Annotated in this window: 18 protein-coding genes; 11 read left to right on the plus strand and 7 right to left on the minus strand. The window is 54.0% G+C overall.

What is annotated here, in order from left to right:
- Positions 1-42 precede the first annotated feature (42 nt).
- A complete protein-coding gene (locus tag L1D47_RS01230; protein ID WP_239882247.1) occupies positions 43-2,103 on the minus strand; it encodes a TonB-dependent receptor in 2,061 nt (686 codons plus the stop codon).
- Positions 2,104-2,602: 499 nt separating this feature from the next.
- On the opposite strand from L1D47_RS01230, the gene L1D47_RS01235 reads away from it, so the two are divergent.
- Together L1D47_RS01235 and L1D47_RS01240 are read left to right on the plus strand one after the other, a co-directional pair.
- Positions 2,603-2,758 (plus strand): hypothetical protein, encoded by a 156-nt coding sequence (locus L1D47_RS01235; RefSeq protein WP_239882248.1) that lies wholly within the window; start codon positions 2,603-2,605, stop codon positions 2,756-2,758.
- A gap of 136 nt (positions 2,759-2,894) precedes the next feature.
- The gene (locus L1D47_RS01240; protein WP_239882249.1) at positions 2,895-3,254 is read left to right on the plus strand and encodes an aldehyde-activating protein; all 360 of its coding nucleotides are present in this window, start codon (positions 2,895-2,897) and stop codon (positions 3,252-3,254) included.
- Between the two features lie 262 nt (positions 3,255-3,516).
- On the opposite strand, the gene L1D47_RS01245 is transcribed toward L1D47_RS01240, so the two are convergent.
- Both L1D47_RS01245 and L1D47_RS01250 read right to left on the minus strand, forming a co-directional pair.
- Positions 3,517-3,726 (minus strand): molybdopterin-binding protein, encoded by a 210-nt coding sequence (locus tag L1D47_RS01245; protein WP_041509909.1) that lies wholly within the window; start codon positions 3,724-3,726, stop codon positions 3,517-3,519.
- An 88-nt stretch (positions 3,727-3,814) separates the two neighbouring features.
- Positions 3,815-4,711: an EamA family transporter gene (locus L1D47_RS01250; RefSeq protein ID WP_239882250.1), complete on the minus strand. Its 897-nt coding sequence runs from the start codon at positions 4,709-4,711 to the stop codon at positions 3,815-3,817.
- 189 nt (positions 4,712-4,900) lie between these two features.
- Between L1D47_RS01250 and L1D47_RS01255 the strand changes: the two genes are divergently transcribed.
- From L1D47_RS01255 to L1D47_RS01280, 6 genes are all read left to right on the plus strand, one after another.
- Positions 4,901-5,401: a MarR family transcriptional regulator gene (locus L1D47_RS01255; RefSeq protein WP_041509911.1), complete on the plus strand. Its 501-nt coding sequence runs from the start codon at positions 4,901-4,903 to the stop codon at positions 5,399-5,401.
- 403 nt (positions 5,402-5,804) lie between these two features.
- Entirely contained in the window at positions 5,805-6,983 is a 1,179-nt protein-coding gene (gene nirK, locus L1D47_RS01260) for a copper-containing nitrite reductase (protein WP_239849477.1), read from the plus strand.
- 64 nt (positions 6,984-7,047) lie between these two features.
- Positions 7,048-7,908, plus strand: coding sequence for a hypothetical protein (locus L1D47_RS01265; RefSeq protein ID WP_239882251.1), 861 nt, complete (start codon positions 7,048-7,050; stop codon positions 7,906-7,908).
- A 359-nt stretch (positions 7,909-8,267) separates the two neighbouring features.
- Positions 8,268-8,906: an SCO family protein gene (locus L1D47_RS01270; protein WP_239882252.1), complete on the plus strand. Its 639-nt coding sequence runs from the start codon at positions 8,268-8,270 to the stop codon at positions 8,904-8,906.
- A 20-nt stretch (positions 8,907-8,926) separates the two neighbouring features.
- On the plus strand, positions 8,927-9,379 hold the full coding sequence (locus L1D47_RS01275; RefSeq protein WP_041509914.1) for a copper chaperone PCu(A)C: 453 nt from the start codon (positions 8,927-8,929) through the stop codon (positions 9,377-9,379).
- Between the two features lie 122 nt (positions 9,380-9,501).
- Entirely contained in the window at positions 9,502-10,278 is a 777-nt protein-coding gene (locus L1D47_RS01280) for a Crp/Fnr family transcriptional regulator (protein ID WP_041509915.1), read from the plus strand.
- On the opposite strand, the gene L1D47_RS01285 is transcribed toward L1D47_RS01280, so the two are convergent.
- The gene (locus L1D47_RS01285; protein WP_239882253.1) at positions 10,262-11,467 is read right to left on the minus strand and encodes a GGDEF domain-containing protein; all 1,206 of its coding nucleotides are present in this window, start codon (positions 11,465-11,467) and stop codon (positions 10,262-10,264) included. The two genes, L1D47_RS01280 and L1D47_RS01285, sit on opposite strands and share 17 nt — an antisense overlap.
- A gap of 153 nt (positions 11,468-11,620) precedes the next feature.
- The gene (locus L1D47_RS01290; RefSeq protein ID WP_239882254.1) at positions 11,621-13,564 is read right to left on the minus strand and encodes a GGDEF domain-containing protein; all 1,944 of its coding nucleotides are present in this window, start codon (positions 13,562-13,564) and stop codon (positions 11,621-11,623) included.
- Positions 13,565-13,987: 423 nt separating this feature from the next.
- On the opposite strand from L1D47_RS01290, the gene L1D47_RS01295 reads away from it, so the two are divergent.
- The 3 genes from L1D47_RS01295 to L1D47_RS01305 all read left to right on the plus strand — a co-directional run bounded on the left by L1D47_RS01295 (position 13,988) and on the right by L1D47_RS01305 (position 16,900).
- Positions 13,988-15,427: an MBL fold metallo-hydrolase gene (locus L1D47_RS01295; RefSeq protein ID WP_239882255.1), complete on the plus strand. Its 1,440-nt coding sequence runs from the start codon at positions 13,988-13,990 to the stop codon at positions 15,425-15,427.
- Between the two features lie 93 nt (positions 15,428-15,520).
- Complete coding sequence (locus L1D47_RS01300) at positions 15,521-16,051, plus strand: cation:proton antiporter (RefSeq protein WP_239882256.1); 531 nt, start codon at positions 15,521-15,523, stop codon at positions 16,049-16,051.
- 168 nt (positions 16,052-16,219) lie between these two features.
- Entirely contained in the window at positions 16,220-16,900 is a 681-nt protein-coding gene (locus L1D47_RS01305; protein ID WP_239882257.1) for a cation:proton antiporter, read from the plus strand.
- Here the strand turns inward: L1D47_RS01305 and L1D47_RS01310 are convergent.
- Positions 16,897-18,066, minus strand: coding sequence for an MFS transporter (locus L1D47_RS01310; RefSeq protein ID WP_239882258.1), 1,170 nt, complete (start codon positions 18,064-18,066; stop codon positions 16,897-16,899). The genes L1D47_RS01305 and L1D47_RS01310 overlap by 4 nt on opposite strands.
- Before the next feature lie 467 nt (positions 18,067-18,533).
- The gene (locus L1D47_RS01315; RefSeq protein WP_239882259.1) at positions 18,534-19,547 is read right to left on the minus strand and encodes a class I SAM-dependent methyltransferase; all 1,014 of its coding nucleotides are present in this window, start codon (positions 19,545-19,547) and stop codon (positions 18,534-18,536) included.

Genomic DNA, 19,547 nt, shown 5'->3' on the forward strand with positions numbered 1-19,547 from the left:
GGACGGGAGCGCAGTGGAGGGTTCCCAAAACGAGTTAATGCTTTAGAAGCGATATTCGCCGGTGAGCCAGGCATTGAGCCCTGTGCCCGGCATGCGTTGTCCTGGCGTTAGGTCGGCATTGAACACCCGGTTGTAGCCGCCGAGGTGATCTTCATAGTCGATGTCGAACAGGTTGTTGATCCCCGCCTTAATCAGCCAGTTCTGCCCGTCGTAGGCCAGCATCAGGTTGACCAGGCCGTAGCCTGCGCTGGTTTGCTCGGCCTGGCTCTGTGAGACCTTGTCCTGAGCCGCCACCATGACCCCCTCGATGCGGGCCGACCAGTTACCCTCTGTGAAGTTGAGCCCCAGATTTACCCGTGGCGGCGCAATGCGGTACAAGTTATCGTCGATGTCGCGGCGCTCGCCACTGACATAGCTGGCCATAAGATCCAGTTGCCATTGGTCGGTGAGCTCGTAGCTGGCGTTAATATCCATACCCAACAGCTGGGCATCGACATTGGCAAATTCCATGGGATCTTGGTTACCCATCATGTTGGCGGCCATGATCACCGCAGGATCATTCGACTTCACTCCCTGGATATAATCGTCGATACGATGCAGGAAGATGCGTGGGCTGATGTTCAGTCCCTGGCGGTTGAAGTCGGCACCTAGCTCCAGCTGATAGGCGGTTTCCAGGTCGAGATCCACCTTGCCCACATAGGTGCGACCGTCGGCGAGTCCACCTGTGGACTCCATCGGGATCCACAGGTATCTCTGCTGGTAGCTGGCACTGTCTTGTTTGCGGGCCAGCCCCAGTATCCAGGTTAACTCCCCGTTGACGTGGTAACGGCCGTTGATCACCAGATCCACCCCAGTTTGAGCCTGGGCGCGATCGGCCTGGTTATATCTGTCCATCAAGGCTTTGATAGCGGGCATGGCGCCGGCCATGGAGTGACTGACCTCGTCGGCTTCGCTGCGGTAGTGTTTTACCCTGGCGCCCAACTGCCAGTGCCACAGATCGAACTCCTGTAGCCACTGGGCGAAGGCGCTGTAGGTGTCATTTTGCACCTGGTTGAAGTTATCGACCCTGAACATGGGTTTGGTGGGATCTGTGATCACCGAGTTGTGTTCGCTGAGCTGGCTGTCGAGGCCAAATAGCCAGGCGTCTCTGCCCAGGGTCAGCGCCATATCATAGCTCTTGCTCTCGGCGTTATTGTAGCGGGCGTTGGCACTCTCAGGCTTCTGGCGTTCGCTGAAGTTGTCCATGCCGTGTCTGGCATCGCTATAGGCGAGATGCCAGTCGAGTTCCCAGGTGTTGAGCCTGTGCTGGCCTTCGAGCTTTACCCTGTCGGTGCGGATGAAGTCGATATCCATCGGCAGCGCCGGGGTGCCCGCCTCTGTGGTTTCCAGGTGTTGATAGCCGATGGCGATGGACTCATCCTCTAGCCCCTTGTCACTGAGGTTAAAGCGATATTGGCCACCGATGATCTGTTTATCATAGCCGCTGGGGGAGATGCGAAGATCGTTACCGGACTTCATATCCTCATCCCCATGCATGAGATCGCCATAGACCAGTAGGGCGTGCTCTTTGCCACCGACATTGACCTTAGCCCCAAGATGGCTCTGGGCGCCATTGCCCTGATACTGGGCGGCGACGCGTCCTTGGGTGTCGTTAAAGCTGGCCTGGGACTCGATAACCTTGATGCTACCGCCAAGAGTATCTGTGCCGGCGGAGACGGGAGCGATGCCACGGTGCATCTCGATACGCTCACTATTGATCAGGCTGGCATAACTCAGCGGCGTGTCCATGGCGTTGGGACCTGCACCGGCGAGGGAGACGCCATTGACCTGAGTATTGACCCTGTCGCCGAACAGGCCGCGATATTGGGCGATGCCGGTCAGTGGACCGTTACCGTTGACGGCCGTGCCCGGCAGCTGGGTCAGCAAGCCGCTGATGTCGCTGACGGGCGCCTGTGCCTCAGGGGTTACCGAGGTGTAGCTGCCCTGGTGGGCACCGTGGACTTCAATGATTTCGAATGCGGCTTCCTGAGCCTGGGCAAGAGGAAGTGTCAGCAAGGCTGTGCCGATAGAGAGCGTAAGGTGAGAGAGACACAGCGCCATCATATTTGAGCTCTTAGGTTATTAGGTGGCGGCATTTTGGCAGCCCGGTTTAGGCGTGACAAAGACAAACTCAGATAGTGCGACAAGGTGTCGCACCCCAGGGGATTGGCATCTAAGATTCAGGATTTCGGCGCCATCAGGCAGAGATTCAAACAAGTGTTTGCTTTATTAATCAGTGTGTAAGTAGTGGTTTTTATGGTCTGAAGATTAATTATTTTAAGGATAAATCTGGCTTGGTTTATTGTTTTGGTAAGATTGAATATAAAATTCACTTTATAAAAATCAAATTAATCAATCTCTTGCTGGGTTGATGATTTCCTTTGCCACTTTTCTTGGTTTATTTGTATGACCAATAAAATTCATTGACATCAATAGTTTTCAGTCTTTTAATCAAATTCAAGTGTTTGATAAATTAAACGCGGCGGGCGTTTTGTTGTGCTCTCAAATGCTTAATTAGGGCTGGGTGATTTACCGGCGAGCTAAGATAAATTGGGTATTGATTATGGAACATGAAACAAACACAGCGCGTAGCGTAACCGAAACCGATTCTGATCACGGCGCCATGATACGTCGACAATGGCTGCAGGAGATGCTGGCGGGTAACGAGACAGATCTTAAAGATGAAGAGCCAGATTGTTATGTCCTGGGATATAACTAACGGCTAACAGTAACCGACACTCGCGCGTCATCGCTTGATAAGCTCGTCTTGATAGATAGCACTTAAAGAGCGCGCCTTGATATGAGAGGGTTAACCTTATAGGTTAGGCATGACTCAAAAATAAGGACGTTTTAGCATGCAACTCTCTTGTCATTGTGGGCAGGTACAGCTGACCCTAGCGACACCACCGGACACCTTAACCTCTTGCAACTGCTCCATCTGTAGCCGTTATGCCGCCCTGTGGGGCTATTTCGACCCTAAGGAGGTCAGCCTGAACGCGCGAGCGGATGGCGCGACCGCGGGTTACAGCCATGGGGATAAATACTTGCTCTTCTATCACTGCAGGACCTGTGGCTGTGTGACCCATACGCTGACCACGGACAAGGTGAGCGAGCCGAGGATAGCGCTCAATTTCAGGATGGCAACCGAGCCGCTAGGGGAGTCTATTCGCATCCGTCATTTCGATGGTGCCGATACTTGGCAGTATTTAGATTAGAGGCAGGAATGAGTTTCGGCATAGGACACTTTTCTAACCCGCGATTAAGAAACGGCGTTAAAACAGATCCCATGCCTTAATCAATCTCTCAGAGAATGATTAGAGCCTGTTTATCTTTCAAGTTTATTTTTGCAGGGTTCGTCTTGAGCACGTTCAACTCTTTGTTACTCGGCTTTTATATAGAATAACTACTTCAAGCCTTATGCCGCGATTTGAACGTGCTCAATGAGAACAAAATTTGTTCTCAAAAAGTCAACTGGCCTTAGTCTACGGCGATCATCACATTGCTTGCCTTGATGATGGCATAGGCTTCGCCGCCCACGACCAGACCCAACTCTTGGCATGATCTCTTGGTGACCACTGAGGTGATCTCGACGCCTGGAGCCAATTCGATCACGACTTCGTTGTTTACCGAACCTTCCTCAATTGCCTTGATCTTACCGGTTAGGTTATTGCGTGCGCTAATTTTCATACTGATTTATCTTCCTGTTAAATAATGAAAAAGCCATGGTAACCCTTTGCGTACTATGGGGGAACTCCGACGTCGATTATTGTGAAGCCTATTGGGATTTCGCCTGAGCGATACGCCTGCGTTCGCCGATCAGGCCGATGATCTGTGGCATCAGGGAGGCGGTTATCATGGCCAGCATCAGCAGGTACTGATGGGGCGTGAAGGATTCGCCCATGAGCACCATGCCCGACACAATACCGGCGACCGGATTGGCGATGCCACCGAAGGTAAAGTCCACCACACTCATGCGCTGTAGCAGCCACACATACATGATATAGCCCAGCACGGTATTGAGCAGGATAATCCAGCCTATGCCGACGGCGTTGCTTAGGCTCAGTTGTGTCAGGGCGCCGGCATAGTTCTGCGGCGCTAACCAGGCATGAACGCCTGCCGCCAGACTAAGCAATACACCCCCTATGATCAGCTGCCAGGTTAATACCGTCCACCAATGCATACGATTCCCTAGTGCCTTAGTGATGCCGCTGCCGACAATGATACAAGCTATGGCCGCCAGCATGGCCAGGAGTCCTATGGGGTTGAGACTGATGGAGTTGGGATTGAACAACAGCCAGGCCAGGGCGATCAGCACCAGGCCGAAGAAGCCCTGGGTCAGGCCGGGACGACGTCCGTGAAACAGCCACTGGTAGAGCATGGCAAATACCGGCACCGAGATCATGCCCACGCCAGAGATGGCCGACGGCAGGGTGAGTGCCATGACGAAGATCAGGCTAAAGAAGGCGGCGATATTGATAAAGCCCAGTCGAAACAGCAGGCTCCACTCCTGACGCTTGGGCAGGCTGGGTTTGATTGCCAGCAGGATCAGGCCAGCCGGCAGTGCCCGCAAGGCGCCCAATAACAGGGGGGGCCAATCTGGCAGGGTATATTGGGTCACCGCATAGGTGGTGCCCCAGAAGAAGGCGGGGATCATGGCAAGGAGGATGTTCATATTTATCTCAATAAAAAGTATCTTTATGTGAAGATATTAGTCTGCGCCTTTTGTTTCTGCTTGTAAAGTACCTCAGGATTAATTATCTTTACCTGAAGATAAATCGCGGTGGTAGCCGCGTCACCTAACTATCCTGAGCTCGGGATAAGTAAGTCGAAATCATTAACCCCAATTGTTCCCGGAGAGCAGATGAACTCAGATCACCTCGATGGCGTCGATCGCCTCACAGCCCAATGGGCCAAGGAGAAACCGCAACTCGATACCCTACCCATGGCGATTCTCGGCCGTCTGATGCGTATCCACAAGCATCTGGAGGCAGAGGTGAGCGCCTGCCACAAGCAGTTTGGTATCAGCATGGGGGAGTTCGATGTGTTGGCGACCCTGCGCCGCTCGGGAGAACCCTATCGTTTGACACCGTCTGACCTGCTCGCGGCCATGATGCTCACCTCGGGAGCCATGACCAATCGTGTCGACGGACTGGAGAAGAAGGGACTGGTGTCGCGCAGCCATAGTCAGGAAGACAGGCGTAGCGTCAGTGTCGGGCTGACGGCGGCTGGGCTCGCACTGATCGACGAGGCTATCCTGGCCCATGTGGCGGTTCAGCAGGCGTTAACCAGTCGCCTGTCGCTCGATGAAAAACAGCAAGTTAATGCGCTGTTTAAACATTGGTTGCAGGCATTTGAGTCTTAAGTTTGCCCTTCATCCGTCGGTGGACAGCCGCTGCTGACTGCCGACTTTTTCATCGCTCCTTTCCACTCCGCCTGTAAATAAAAATATACACTTGGTCTAGGCTGGTGGGACTCGCTTGGTCACTTTGACAGTCTGATACTTGCTTTCTATTGTCCTTTTAACTCGCTTGCCGTCTGGGTTGGCGAGCATTTTTACCTCAATTTATGCCCGTTTTTTCGCCGACATTTAGCCGCCTTTCTTGGCTAATTTAGCCAAATTGAAATTTCTTGAGCGACTTGACCAAAGTCAATTTCAATCCGCGCCAAAGGAATAATCTTAGCGCAACAAGGTAATAACACCTTCATCACAGTGGCTCTGGCAGTTTGAACCCCTTTGGTGAAATGCGCTAACAACGGAGTATTTTATGAAAAAGCAATCTTCTACCCCTGCAGTCAATGTCGATCAGCAACGTCGTAGCTTCTTAAGTGGTTCAGTCGGTTTGGGCATAGTGGGCGCGGGTATGGCGGCAGGCCTGGTTTCTGGCAGTGCCTCGGCCACCACACAGACTAAGTCGGACCGCATGGCTAACTACAAGGCCGATCAGCTGGAACGCGTGACTCAAGAGTTAGTGCCACCACCTATGGTGCCTAAGCATGATCAGGTCGCCAAGGGTAAGCCCAAGGTGGTACAGGTGAAACTGGTGGTAGAAGAGAAGCAGATAGAGCTGGAAAATGGCACCAAGGCCTGGGTGTGCGCCTTCAATGGCAGCGTGCCTGGTCCGCTCATCGTCTGCCATCAACATGACTTTGTCGAGTTGACACTGGTTAACCCTGCCAGCAATGCTCTGGCTCACAACATCGACCTGCATGCTGCCACAGGTGCACTGGGCGGCGGCGAATTGACCCTGGTTTCTCCTGGCCAGGAGGTTACCTTCCGCTTCAAGGCGACCAAGGCGGGTACCTTCGTCTATCACTGTGCGCCGGGCGGGGTGATGATCCCTTGGCACGTGGCCATGGGTATGCACGGTGCCATCATGGTATTGCCTCGTGAGGGACTAACAGACGCCGCCGGCAAGCCAATCAAATATGATAAGGCCTACTATATTGGTGAAGCCGACTTCTATGTGCCTAAGGATGCCAAGGGTAAATACAAGGCCTACGACACTGTGATGGGCAGCATGAATGATGTGCTGGAAGTGATGAAGACGCTTACCCCTTCTCATGTAGTGTTTAACGGTGGTGTGGGTGCCCTGACAGGTAAGAATGCCATGACCGCCAAGGTGGGTGAGTCTGTACTCTTCATTCACTCACAGGCCAACCGTGACACCCGTCCTCACATCATCGGCGGACACGGCGACTATGTCTGGCCGGCCGGTTCCTTCACCGATGCGCCGCAGACCAACCTGGAAACCTGGATGGTCGCCGGTGGTAGTGCCTGTGCCGCCCTGTATAACTTCCGTCAGCCAGGCCTCTATGCCTATGTGAACCACAACCTGATCGAGGCGATCATGAAAGGGGCCGCCGCCCACATTAAGGTCGACGGTGAGTGGGATGACAACCTGATGGTGCAGATCAAGAAGCCATCTAGCATAGCCACGGCCTAAGGCCACAAGGCTCGAGTCTAGGTTAGGCTCGAGCCACCTATCATCACGACTTGGGGAGGTGCAGATGCAAAGGTTATTCCTGGTGGGATTGCTGATGATGCTGGGACTCGTCTCTATGAGTCCACGCACAGAGGCCGCCGAGGTGGATTATGGCCTGGAGGCTAGCGTGTATCTCTGGTATGCCAGTCTGGATATGGGCCAAGCAGACAAGCGTCTTGCGCCACAGAGGGATCTGGTCGATCACGCCGAGTATGCCGGTAGCCAACCCGGTAACGGCGCCCATCATCTGATGTCTATCAACCTCATCAGCCGCAGCCAAGATGGCATAGAGGTAGAGGTGGAGACAGAGTTTCAGCTCACTTCTCCTAATCTCTCTGCCAACCCCGCTACTGGCGAGGGCGAGACAGAGGTGCAGGGCCAATATGTGGTGCAGCGCCTGAGCCTGGATAGCCAAGGCCTGGTGCGCAGCAGCGTCACCCTGGTCAACGAGTATGATGATTTTACCTCTCGCTATCGACCTGCGGCAGAGATAAACCTGGTTCGCGCCGCGTTATACCGCTGGACCGAGTCGCTCGACAAGCTCGATGACGTGACTCTGCTCGGTCTGCTGGCTAAAGATGCAAGCTTTACCGGCCCGGAATATGCTAGCCAGACCCCGAGTCAGTATCTCGCCTATCTGCACAGCCTTAATCACAGTAACAGTCGCCGGGTGATCAAGAATTACAGCCTCACACCAGAGGATGGGCAATACCGCCTGAGCTTTGAGTATCAGTGGACCGCCACCAATAGCGACGGCGATGTGGAACTGGCGAGGGTCGGCGTCACTATGTTGCTGGTCGTTACGCCCGAGGGGGCCAAGGTTATGCTATACCGCGCAGAGTATCTGCCGCCGGTAACCGATCTCGGCGCCGAGGTGCGTTGTTAGGGTCTGTTGAGCTTTGCCGTTTGTTTTTGCAGCAGTTTGAAGGTGATTTATACAAGGCAGAGCCTGTGTCGTGTAGTCCTCTACACAAACTGGCGATAACGCTGTAGAAATGGCCTACAAACGCTGCCCAACGGGTTCATCTAAACGCGCGCTGCACTTTATGAAAGGCTTCCTGCCTTTCACCGCAGGCGGTCAGCGACGCTGTTAGAAATCGTTCCAGACGATTTCTTTGTTGTTCGCCATTCACATAGAGTAACTATGCTTCATGGCTCTCGCCTCGCGCAAAAACGCGTTTAGATTGAACAAAAATTAAACTTGAAAGGTCAACAGGCCCTAGTCTCACAGAGAAGGAATTGAGTATGACACAAGCTATTCAACGTAAGTTTAATCTGGTGCTGAGCCTCTGCCTGCTGCTCATAGGTAGCCTGATTAGCGGCGCTAGCATGGCGAACATGCCAATCCTCAAGGGGATTGGCGGCGACTTTAGCCTGCGCAGCAGCAAGGGAGGCGAGGTGCGCCTGTCGGACTTTAGCGACAAGGTGGTGATGATGTTTTTCGGTTACACCAACTGCGCCGACATCTGCCCCACCACCATGGCGCATATCAGTCAGCTGATGAATCAACTCCCTAGCGAGAGCCGCGAGCGTATTCAGGTGCTCTTCATCAGCATCGACAGCGACTATGACACGCCCAAGCATCTGAATAAATACCTCAGCTATTTTGACCCCAGCTTTATCGGCCTGGTCGACGAGCGGGAGAAGATAGATGAAGTGGCCGCGCTCTTTAAGGCCGACTACACCAAGCTGGCCGAAGAGAAGGTGACGACAGAGTATAAGAAGCTGAGTCTGGAAGACAGCAAGGCGCCTAAGCGCCAGGGTTATCTCTATTCCCACACCGCCAAGATCTTCGTGCTCGACGGTAAACAGCGGGTACGTGGCTTCTTCTATACAGGTACCCCCATAGATGAGATGCGTCAGCAGATAGAGAGTCTGCTTTAATCATGAAAGAAGGAAATTATATGAAAGCTCGATTCTGTTTATTTGTTTTGCTTTGTAGCTGGATTGGCGCCGCTCAGGCCAGCGAGCTGATGGTGCACGACGCCTGGATCCGCGGCATGCCGCCCACCTCTCGGGTCGTGCCTGTCTACCTGTCGTTGCATAACCCCAGCGACAAACCACTGGTGCTGAAGGCTATCAGTAGCCCTAGAGGCATCGTCGAGCTTCACCAGACTCTGATGGAGAATGAGGTGATGCGCATGCAGGGCGTTGAGGCGATTCAGATCCCGCCCCATGGCATGGTAAAACTGGCGCCCGGTGGCTATCACGGCATGATGTCAGACTTTAACGCCGGGGTGCCCGCGCTCGGCGAAGAGGTGGCGCTTACGTTGACCCTGGCCGATGGTGAGATCCTGTCTGTGATGGCAAAAGTGACGGCCCAGGGAGAGGCTCACGACCATAGCATGCATCACTAAAAATGCCTTCACGCGCTTTTTGATTTGATTCATCCTAAATACCTGTTCATTATGATCTAGATCACGACTTGCCAGCAGGTTGTGATTTAGATTAACGGAGCAACAGGACTAAGGAAGGCGCGATGATAACCGATCCACAGATTAAGGCCTGCATTCACAAACACCACCTGTTTTCGACACTGGGCGAAGAGGAGCTTTGTCGCCTGCTTGGTCAGGCAGCCAAGATCACCCTGGCCGCCCATGAAAACTTGTTCTATCAGGGGGATCTGGCCAAACGTTTCTACTTAGTGATCCAGGGGCATCTGCAACTCTATCGTACCAGCCTGCAGGGGCAGGATAAGGTGATAGAGGTAGTACGCGAGGGACGCACCTTCGCCGAAGCCCTGATGTTTAGCCGTCAGGCCTCCTATCCCGTGTCGGCCCAGGCCGTGTCCCACTGCACCTTAGTTAGCTTCGATAGCGAGGCTTATCTTGCCATGCTCAGGGGCAATCCCGATGCCTGTATCGCCGTGATGGCGGAGATGAGCGTTAGACTGCGTAAGGATATTAACGAGGTAGAGCTGCTCTCGGTGCAGAATGCCCAGTCGCGTCTGCTGCTTTTTCTGCTGCGCAACATGCAAAAGATAGGTGACAACCAGGGACGGGTCGAGTTGGATATTCCTAAACGTGTGCTGGCGTCGCGCCTATCGATTCAGCCGGAAACCTTTTCCCGTCTGATGAAGAAGATGGTAACCGAAGGGATCATCAGCGAGTCACGTGGTGCCATAGACATTAACGATCTCGCTAAGCTCTATACCAGCGCCAACCTGCCCCTGGCCAATCAAGGGATGAATCCTAGTGAGCCCCTTATTCGTGCTAATAAGGCGCCCTGTCAGCAGATTGCTATTGAGATGGTGTAGCCTTAGGCTCGCCTAGCTGTTGCTGGGCACTGCAGCAGCGATCTCTGCCAGTCTCCTTGGCGCGGTACATCGCCTTATCGGCCAGTGCCAACAGGCTGTCTGGCGTATCGCCTGGTGCCGTGGTGACTATGCCGAAGCTGGCACTGATGGGGATGAGGGCTCCCTGCCAGTTGAGGCTGGATTGCCTCAGGGTCTGTTGCAGTTTCTGGGCGATGATTTCCGCCACATGGCTATTCGTTGTCGGTAAGACGATGAGAAACTCCTCCCCGCCGAGACGACAGAAGATGTCCATGGCACGGGTTACCTTGCCAATCTGCTTTGCCGTCTTGACCAGCACGGCATCCCCCGCCGAGTGACCAAACTTGTCGTTAATCTGTTTGAAAAAATCCAGATCGAACAGGATCAGGCTATAGGCTTGACCATCCCTGAGCCAGCGCTGGTGCAGCTGCTCCAGTTGCTGCTGTATGGCGCGTCGGTTCCATAGTCCTGTGAGATAGTCTCTGTCTGCCTGTTGGCGCATCTTCTGCACCAGACGGGTGAGGGCGTTGCCCATCATGATCACGTTGATCCACAAGGTCATCACCACGTACAGCCATAACATGGGGATGGCATCTGCGTTCTGAATACTGACCAGATGGGGTTTTAGCGTGGGCTCGGTGAGCAGTAACAGGCCCCTTAGTGCGAAAACCACTCCCATCAGGGCAATGGGGCTTAATAGGACAACGGCTATGGGGCGTTTGACTGTGTTTTCCAAGGCGACCAGGTTGTCTCTGGCCATGAGCAGAAAGGTGCTGGCTGCCATGAAGGAGAAACAGATGCCTAGGGTATCACTGGCCTCTGCGCTCGGGGGCTGAGTTAACATCAAGCTCCCCGTTAGGAGCAGCAGGGCGCCGTCTAATTTGATACTGCTAGGCAGGCGAAACAGCCGCTGGGTGCCGCTGCGGAGCAGCACAAAACCGAGTAATAGCAGCATATCGGCGCCGAACCAGTAGAGATAACTCGGCGTCTGATCCCTGAGGGTTGTGAGCAGTACGCCGAATAGAATTAACACATTGCCAAGGGAGAAATAGCTGCTGGCGCGCGGAGCTATGCCTAAAGGGTAGGCCATAAGGCCCCAGGCTAAGGTAGAGGTACTGGTGAGCAGGCAGATAAATAGCACCAGCAGCTCGGCAATGGGGTCAATATTCATAAGCAATCTTTTTCTTTTTCTACACTATAAAACAGCCGCGGCGTCGAGTGAATCTGTTTGTTAATGAATTGTTGCTTTGATTGTCGACGGGCTCATTCTCGCTCAATTTTCTGTTTAACTGGCGCTCATCAATAGGCGGTCATTTAGCCGAGACTAAGGCAATTCACTGTCAGCGCTCAGATAGTCATGCTCGAAGCTTTGCGCATCCACGGGTCTGCCATAGAGATAACCCTGGCCGAAGTCGCACTCCTCCTGGCGGATAAAGGCGTCCTGTGCCTGAGTCTCCACCCCTTCGGCGATCACGTTGAGCGTCAGTTTCTTGCCCATGGCGATAATAGCCCGGGTCAGCTCCCTGTCTTGCTCGTTCTTCTCCAGATTAGTGATGAAGCAGCGATCTATCTTCAGGGTATCGAAGGAGTATTTTTGCAGGTAGCTCAGGGAGGAGTAGCCGGTGCCGAAGTCGTCGAGGGAGATCCTCACCCCCAGGGCCTGCAGACGGCCGATGATATGCTGCGCCAGTTGCTCATCCTGTAGCAGCACCCCTTCGGTGATCTCCAGTTCCAGGGAGGAGGGAGGCAAGTGGTACAGGCTTAAGAGGTTGGCGATATAGTCGGCAAAATCGGTATCGCGAAACTGTAGCGGAGAGATGTTGATCGCCACCCGAAAGCGCCTGTTGGGATCTTGGCTTAACCACTTGGCTGCCTGTTCTATGGCGGTATGCAGCACGAAGTTACCTATGGCGATGATCTGACCATTGTGCTCCGCCAGGCTGATAAATTGATCCGGCGGTACATTGCCCAGCTGAGGGCTGTGCCAGCGAAGCAGCGCCTCGGCGCCAATGACTCGTTTGTGTTGCAGGCTAAATAGCGGCTGATAATGTAGGCTCAGCTCCTGATGCTTGAGGGCATCCACCAGGTGTGACTCCAGCAGGCAGCGGCGTTCGATATTGGTCTGGGTCGACTTGTTAAAGAAGCTGTAGGGCGTGCCTTCGGCCTTGCTGATGCTCATGGCGGCACCGGCTTTCTGCATCAGCTCCGAGGCCTCTTGGGCATCGGTTGGTGCGACGGCAACCCCAATGCAGCAGGGGATCTTGATGCTGAACTCTGCCAGGGCGAAGGGGATATTGGCGGTCTGTAATATGCTGTCGATCAGCGGGATCTCCAGGGGATTCTTGCCCCTGTGGGCGATGACGAATTCGGCGCCGGCGATGCGGGCAAACAGGGTCTCTTTATCTAGAATGCGTTTGATACGCTGGCTAAAGAGCTGCAACACCTTGTCGCCGACCACATAGCCATAGCTCTCGTTGATCGACTTGAAGTTGCGCAGGCCAAAATAGATCACATAGGTCGACAAGTCATCGGGTTGACTGAGCTGCTGCGATAGCTGGTTCACAAAGCCCAGCCGATTGGCAAGGCCGGTCAATGGGTCGTGATCCTTATGAAATTGCAGCGAGTTTTCAATTGAGGTGCGCTGCTCTATCTCGCTTAATAACTTCTTGTTGAGCCTGGTGAGTTCCTGGGTGCGTTCCTGAACCTTGGTCTCTAAGATCTGGTTGAGATGAAAGAGCTTGGCGCTCTGGTACAGGCTGGCGAGATTGGCATTGATGGCATTTTGAAACCGTGCCAGTAGATGGCGAAAAGTGCGGCCGTAGTCCCTCTCCTTGTTGTCCAGCATACACAGGGTGCCGAAGGGCTGACCGTTGGGCCAGGTGAGCGGTAAGCCGCAGTAGGCGATCATCCCCAGCTTGATGTCGGGATTATGATCCCAATCCTTATCTTTGAGGGCGTTGGGCACCACAAGCTCGGCTTGGCGCTTGATCACTGTCTCGCAGTAGAGACCGTGGCCAAGGCTTTCTGTGTCATGGCGCTTATAGGGATTGTCCGGATGATGGCTGGTGGTGAAGACAGAGATATCTTTCTCCGTCACCCGCATGATCAGGATGGCCGGAGTGTCGACGATTTCCGACAGCAGATCTAAGGTTTGCTGCCAGCCGTTAAACATCTCATCCGGCACCGCAAGCTGGGCTGTGTTGACCTGAGTCTGGCTGAAGAGTGGGTCTTGCTCCAGCAATGAGAGAGCGTCTTGATAGGGCTTCATAGGGGATCCTGAAAAGCGCGTGTGCCGTCTGATTTATTAACTATAACCTATAGATGTCATCTTTGTCTTTTACCCATTCGCTGTTTTTGACCCATGATATGGTTAGTTTTTTTGCTATCGCTTCATCATTTCGCTTTGGGCTTTTCGGCTAGAGAGCGCTTTGTTGTGTCCGATGAGCACTTCTTAAAAAAAAGCTGCTTCTACGTGCCAGCTTTACTCTCACTTAACCCGAGCACTTTTAATGTTTAGCCGTTCAGCCTGTAGATGCCGATTAAACCTCGTGTTAGCTGGTTGGAAGCTATTAAAAAGACTATCTTTTGATCATGAGCCGATAGATTTTTCCAGGCGCGTTTGCATCTGGTATTTCCTTTGCCTCGCTCGTTGCGGGCACACTAAGGACACTGTTATGCACAGGACATTGTTATGCAGATGACACTCTCTTTTCTCGGCGCGGCCCAGGAGGTGACGGGGTCCTGTCATCTTCTCGATATCTCGGGTCGTCAGGTGCTGCTCGACTGCGGCCTGATCCAGGGAGGCAAGCTCGATGCCCTGCGCAACCACGAACCCTTCCTTTTTGAGCCCAAGGACATTCATGCCGTGGTGCTCAGCCATGCCCATATCGATCATTCGGGGCGCCTCCCTCTGCTGGTCAAGTCGGGCTTCACCGGCCCCATCTACACCCATAAGGCGACGGTCGAGTTGTGTGAGGTGATGCTGCAAGATGCGGCCATGTTGCAGGTGCGCGACGTGGAGCGGCTTAACAAGAAGCGGGTGAAGATGGATCTGCCGCCGCTGGAGCCTTTGTTCGACGAGGAGGATGTGGCTCTAGTCATCAAGCAATTTGTCGCGCTCGACTATGGCCAATCTATACAGGTGGTGCCCCAGTTGACGGCGCGTCTGTGTGATGCCGGGCATATTCTAGGCTCAGCCGTGGTCGAGTTGTGGCTGGGCGAGGGGGAGGAGCGCAAGAAGCTGGTGTTTAGTGGCGATCTGGGGCGGGCGGGGATGCCCATTCTGGATGACCCCACGCTTGTTGATGACGCCGACCTGGTGTTGATGGAGAGTACCTATGGCGATCGGTTGCACCGCAGTTGGGACGATACCCTTGAGGAGCTCAAGGCGATCTTTGCCAAGACCATCAAGGAGAGTCGCGGCAACATTCTGCTGCCGGCATTTTCCGTCGGTCGGGCCCAGGAGCTGCTCTATCTGTTTCATCTCTATGCCAAGGAGTGGGCGCTGTCCAACTGGCGTATCTGCCTAGACAGCCCCATGGCGATCAAGGCGACCCAGATCTATGTGGCCAACTATCAGCTGATGGATGAGGACTTTAAGCGTTTCACCCGGTTGTCACCGGGTAAACATCCGCTGCTCTCAAATGTGGATTTTATCGACAGCACGCAGGAGTCGATGGAGCTCAACGAGATCCATCAGGGCTTGATCATCATAGCCGGGAGCGGCATGTGTAATGGTGGCCGGATCCGCAGCCACCTAGAACATAACCTGGCGAATCCTCAGTCGGATGTGATTATCTGTGGCTTTCAGGCCTTAGGCACGCCGGGGCGTTTATTGGTTGATGGCGCCGAGTCACTCACCATACATGGCCGCAATATTCCGGTGGCGGCCAAGATACATACGGTCGGCGGCCTGTCGGCGCACGCGGATCAGGCTGAGCTTATCCATTGGTATCGACACTTTAAACACACGCCGCCGCTGATACTGATCCATGGTGAGCGTGAGGCCCTGGAGCGGCTCAAGGCTGAGTTGGCGCCAGAAGGGAGCCGCTCTCCCCATGTGGTGATAGCCCAGCGGGGTGATACCTTAGATCTTACCGCCTTGCCCGAACTGGTTTGGTTGCCTGGCTGAGAATAGTCCGTTTCAGTTAGCGCCATGGAACATAATTTCTGTTAGCTTAGGTGCGAGAAGTCCACCAATTGTAAACTGCCAAGGAAAGCCTCAATGGATGAACATATCGTCATACTTATCATTGCCTTAGTCGTATTGCTCTATGGTTATATCTCTAAGTGGCTGGCGCGTTTCGATATCTCAGGGCCCATGGTATTTACCAGCTTTGGGCTGTTCTTGTCTCCCTTCGGATTGGATGTGACTCAGGTGCAGGTCGACGCCGAGTTTGTCACCATCATGGTGGAGATCGCCCTGGTGTTGGTGCTGTTTAGCGATGCCGCCCTGCTGGATCTCGGCTTGCTGAAGCAGTCATGGCAGTTACCGGCGCGCCTGCTGTTTGTTGGTTTGCCTATCACGGTCGCCGTGGGAACCCTGGTGGCCGGGCTCTTCTTTCCAGGCCAACCCTTTCTCTATCTCTTGATGTTAGCGCTGCTGCTGACGCCCACAGATGCGGCCCTTGGCAAGGCAGTGGTGTCAGACCCTAAGGAAGGGGCGAACAAGTCGTCGCACAGCTCTGGCTTTGATAGCAGCGACAGTTCAAGGCATTCAACTGAGGGCATGCCGAGGCCTGCTGAAGTTGAATAACGCCGAAATGGTGTTGCTATCAAAGCCCCGCAGGGCGAGGCTTACAGCGGTATTTGCTGCGTTACAGTTCTTGCGAAGGACTAGGGCCATTCGCTGCAAACTGCGCCTTGCATCTATCCACTTTAAGCACACGCAGAGCAAGCACGGGATGCTCAGGATCAACACTGGATGGTTTATGTGATGGAGCAGATCCTGTTTGGTGCCCTGGTGGGCGGCGCCGTCGGTTATTTTGGCACCAAGCTGCAAACCTTCTGCTTTAAGCGTGATGGCATGGTGGAGACCTACCTCAACCTGATCCCCATCGCGTTGGCAATATTGGCCTTCTATCTGGCCGAGGCGTTTTCGGGTAATGGTTTCATCGCCGCCTTCTTCGCCGGTCTCTATGCCGGTAACACCAGCAAGATGGCCAGGGGGCATATTAAAGACTTTGCCGAGAGTGAGGGGGAGCTGCTGGTGTTGATCAGCTTCTTTATCTTCGGTCTGGCATTTGTGCCCATGACCCTGCCCTATGTCACAGTGGAGGTGATGCTCTATGCCCTGCTGAGTCTGACCTTGCTGCGCATGCTGCCTGTGATGATCTCGCTGATCGGCACCAAGTTAGACCTGTCGACCCGCGCCTTTATCGCCTGGTTTGGCCCTCGCGGGATCGCCTCTATTCTCTATGTGTTGATCGTCGCCCATGAGATGGGCAGCATCAAGGGGTTCGAGACCCTCTATGCCGTGGTGACAGTGACAGTGTTGATGAGCATACTGGCCCATGGCCTTTCGGCTCAGCCTCTGGCTAACTGGTATGCTAAACGCCATCGGCAGGGTGAGCCTGATGCCGATGGCGAGGACAGTAAGGTCTAACTCTGCAGGCTATCGGTTTGGCCGTCGAGCCTCTGGACACTCTTGAGCAACATATAGAGACAGGTGCTCAGCAGGCAGATAGCCAGGTAGAGCATCATACCGTGGCGTTTTTCGCTCAGGGTCAACGCCAGCAGTGGCCCCGCCACAGAACCCAGGCTATAGCAGAGCAACATCACCTCGGTGGCCGAGACTATCTTGGTGCTCGGTAGTCTGTCGCAAGCCAGCGAGATGGCGATAGGGTAGAGCGCGAAACTGGCCGCCCCCAGGATGAAGTAGCTCACCGCTTTGAGCTGCAAGGCGCTGGTCTCGATAGCGCCGACCACACCTACCAGGCCCACCAGGGTATACATGGCCATCAACAGACGTTTATCCATTCTAGGCGAGAGATAGCTGATCAACGGCTGTACCGCCATGCCCCCCAGGATGATCGCCGCCATCAAGAGTCCCGTCTGGGTCGGTTCGTCGACCTGATTGTCGATATAGACTGGCATCAGTCCATAGATGGGGCCGAGCAGCAAGCCAGAGACCAGGCAGCCTATGATGGCCGGGCGACTCAGGCTGGCACTCTCGGCAAAAGAGAGCCTCTGCTGAGCCTGATGGGCCGGCTCACCGGAGCGGAACAGTACAGGTGCCAGTATGGCCATCATGAGAAGGACGATGACAAACAGATAGGGTAAGACCCCCTGGGTGCCCAGCTCACCGATGGCCAGTTGGCCGAGGGCGCTGCCACCATAGAGGGCAGCCATGTAGATCCCCAGTCGTCTGGCACGCGCCTTGATGCTGTTTGCCATCAGCAGCCAGGATTCGACCACCACAAATACGCCCGCGACGGCGAAACCCGCCAACAGGCGCGCACCAAGCCAGATGCCAGCATGGGGCAATAACAACATGGCCACTATGCTGGCAATGAGTAGGGTTAGAAAGAGGACGAAGGCGCGTCTGTGGCCCATCTTGGTGATAAGTCGCTCTACCCGTAACGCGCCCAGCAGCAGGCCCAGATAGAAGATGCTGGCGAGCCAGGGGGCGAGATCCGGCGAGAGGCCAAAGTTGCCCAATGATAGGGGGATCAGGCTCATCAGAAAACCGGAGGCGACGGCAAAGAAAGAGAGGCCTATTACGGGTGCCGTAGGATTGTTCGATTTACAGTTATCGGCGACGTCTAACACCAATAATCTCCAAATTAAGTTGTGTAAATGGCAGCTTGGAGGGGGATGTTTGTTAGGCCGTCATTTATTAAGGGTTTAGCGGGAAGCGAAATGTAGTGCGAGTGAGGCGCCAAGTAAAGTGAATTTTGATGTTTGATGGTTTTTTGATAGAGAATTTGTATTTAAAGTAGGTTTTATGCTCTCAAAATCGGTTTGACGATTAAGGAATGTACGCTTTAACTTCTCGGGGAAATCATTTTTAGGTTTGTTTTTCGATAGCTGTTTTTAAATTTCTAGGGTTGTTTTGGCGACTTTGTAGCTCGTATTTTGTTGATTTATTGTTTCTGGTTGGGGGTTTATTGGTTAAAGGTGTGAATCTTCAGGTTTGTGGTCAGTTTTTTACCGTTTTTATGCCCGTTGTAACGTCCCCATGCTCATCCTGGCTAAGTTTAACCAAGGATGAGCATGACAGATTTTGTGCGAGCCGGTTAATCCTCGGCTAATGTGAGGGCGACTATCTTCAGCGGGTGATTGCCGTCGAAGGAGGGGAAGTCTTGGTGGCAGTGGATCCATTGGTGACTCGCGACCCTTCGTCCCTGTTTCTCGACGCAGCGAATCAAGGCGTCAAGCCAGGCCTGGCGTTCCACCTTGGCGACGTTGTTGCAGCAGACTATGGTGCCGCCCGCCTTAGTGGCCAGCATGGCGGGTTTGAACAGACTCTGGTAGTCGTTGATCAGATCTACCGTGCCGAAGGGACTCTTGGCGAAACGCGGTGGGTCGAGAAACACCAGATCGAACTGACGCGGTGCCAGCTTAGGATAGCTGGGGAGTTTCTGGTTACGACGTCCACCAACTTTCATCCCGGCCAGTTGGCGCATGGCAGGAAAGGCATCGCTTTGAATAAACTCGCACTTGTCGCTCACCCCATTGAGTTCGGCGTTACGACGGCCTGCGGCCAGGGCAAAGGAGGAGAAGTCTACGTTAGTCACCGAATCGGCGCCGCCAACCGCCGCGGCCGTACCTATGCCACAGGTGTAGGAAAACAGGTTCAGTACCGACTTGCCTTGGCTGTGGGCCTTCACATATTCCCGGCCGACACGCATATCGAGAAACAGCAGGGGATCTTGTCCCTCGTGACGCAACTTGCTGATGAAGCGGATGCCATTTTCGCTCATCTCCTGCTCGTCGCGGGCAAAGGCGTCGAGCTCGGGGGTTAGCGGGTTGAGAATACGAGAGTTTTTATTGGATCTATCATTGTAGATGACGGGAAGATCTTGGGTGTGTGTTAACTCATCGCCTAGGCTATCCAGTTCTTCCTGAGTCAGACTTTGGTGAAACGATTGGATCAGCCAGGCGTCGCCATAGCGGTCTATGGTGAGTCCATCTATCCCCTCGACCGTGCCGTGAAACACGCGAAAGCAGTTGGTGTTGGCGGCTTGTGCCGCGGCGAGCAGCTCGCTTCTGTGGCTGATCGCCTGGCGCAGCAGGTCGGCGTTCGACAT

Source organism: Shewanella sp. Isolate7 (assembly GCF_022398425.1).
In the GTDB taxonomy this organism is placed as follows: Bacteria; Pseudomonadota; Gammaproteobacteria; order Enterobacterales; family Shewanellaceae; genus Shewanella.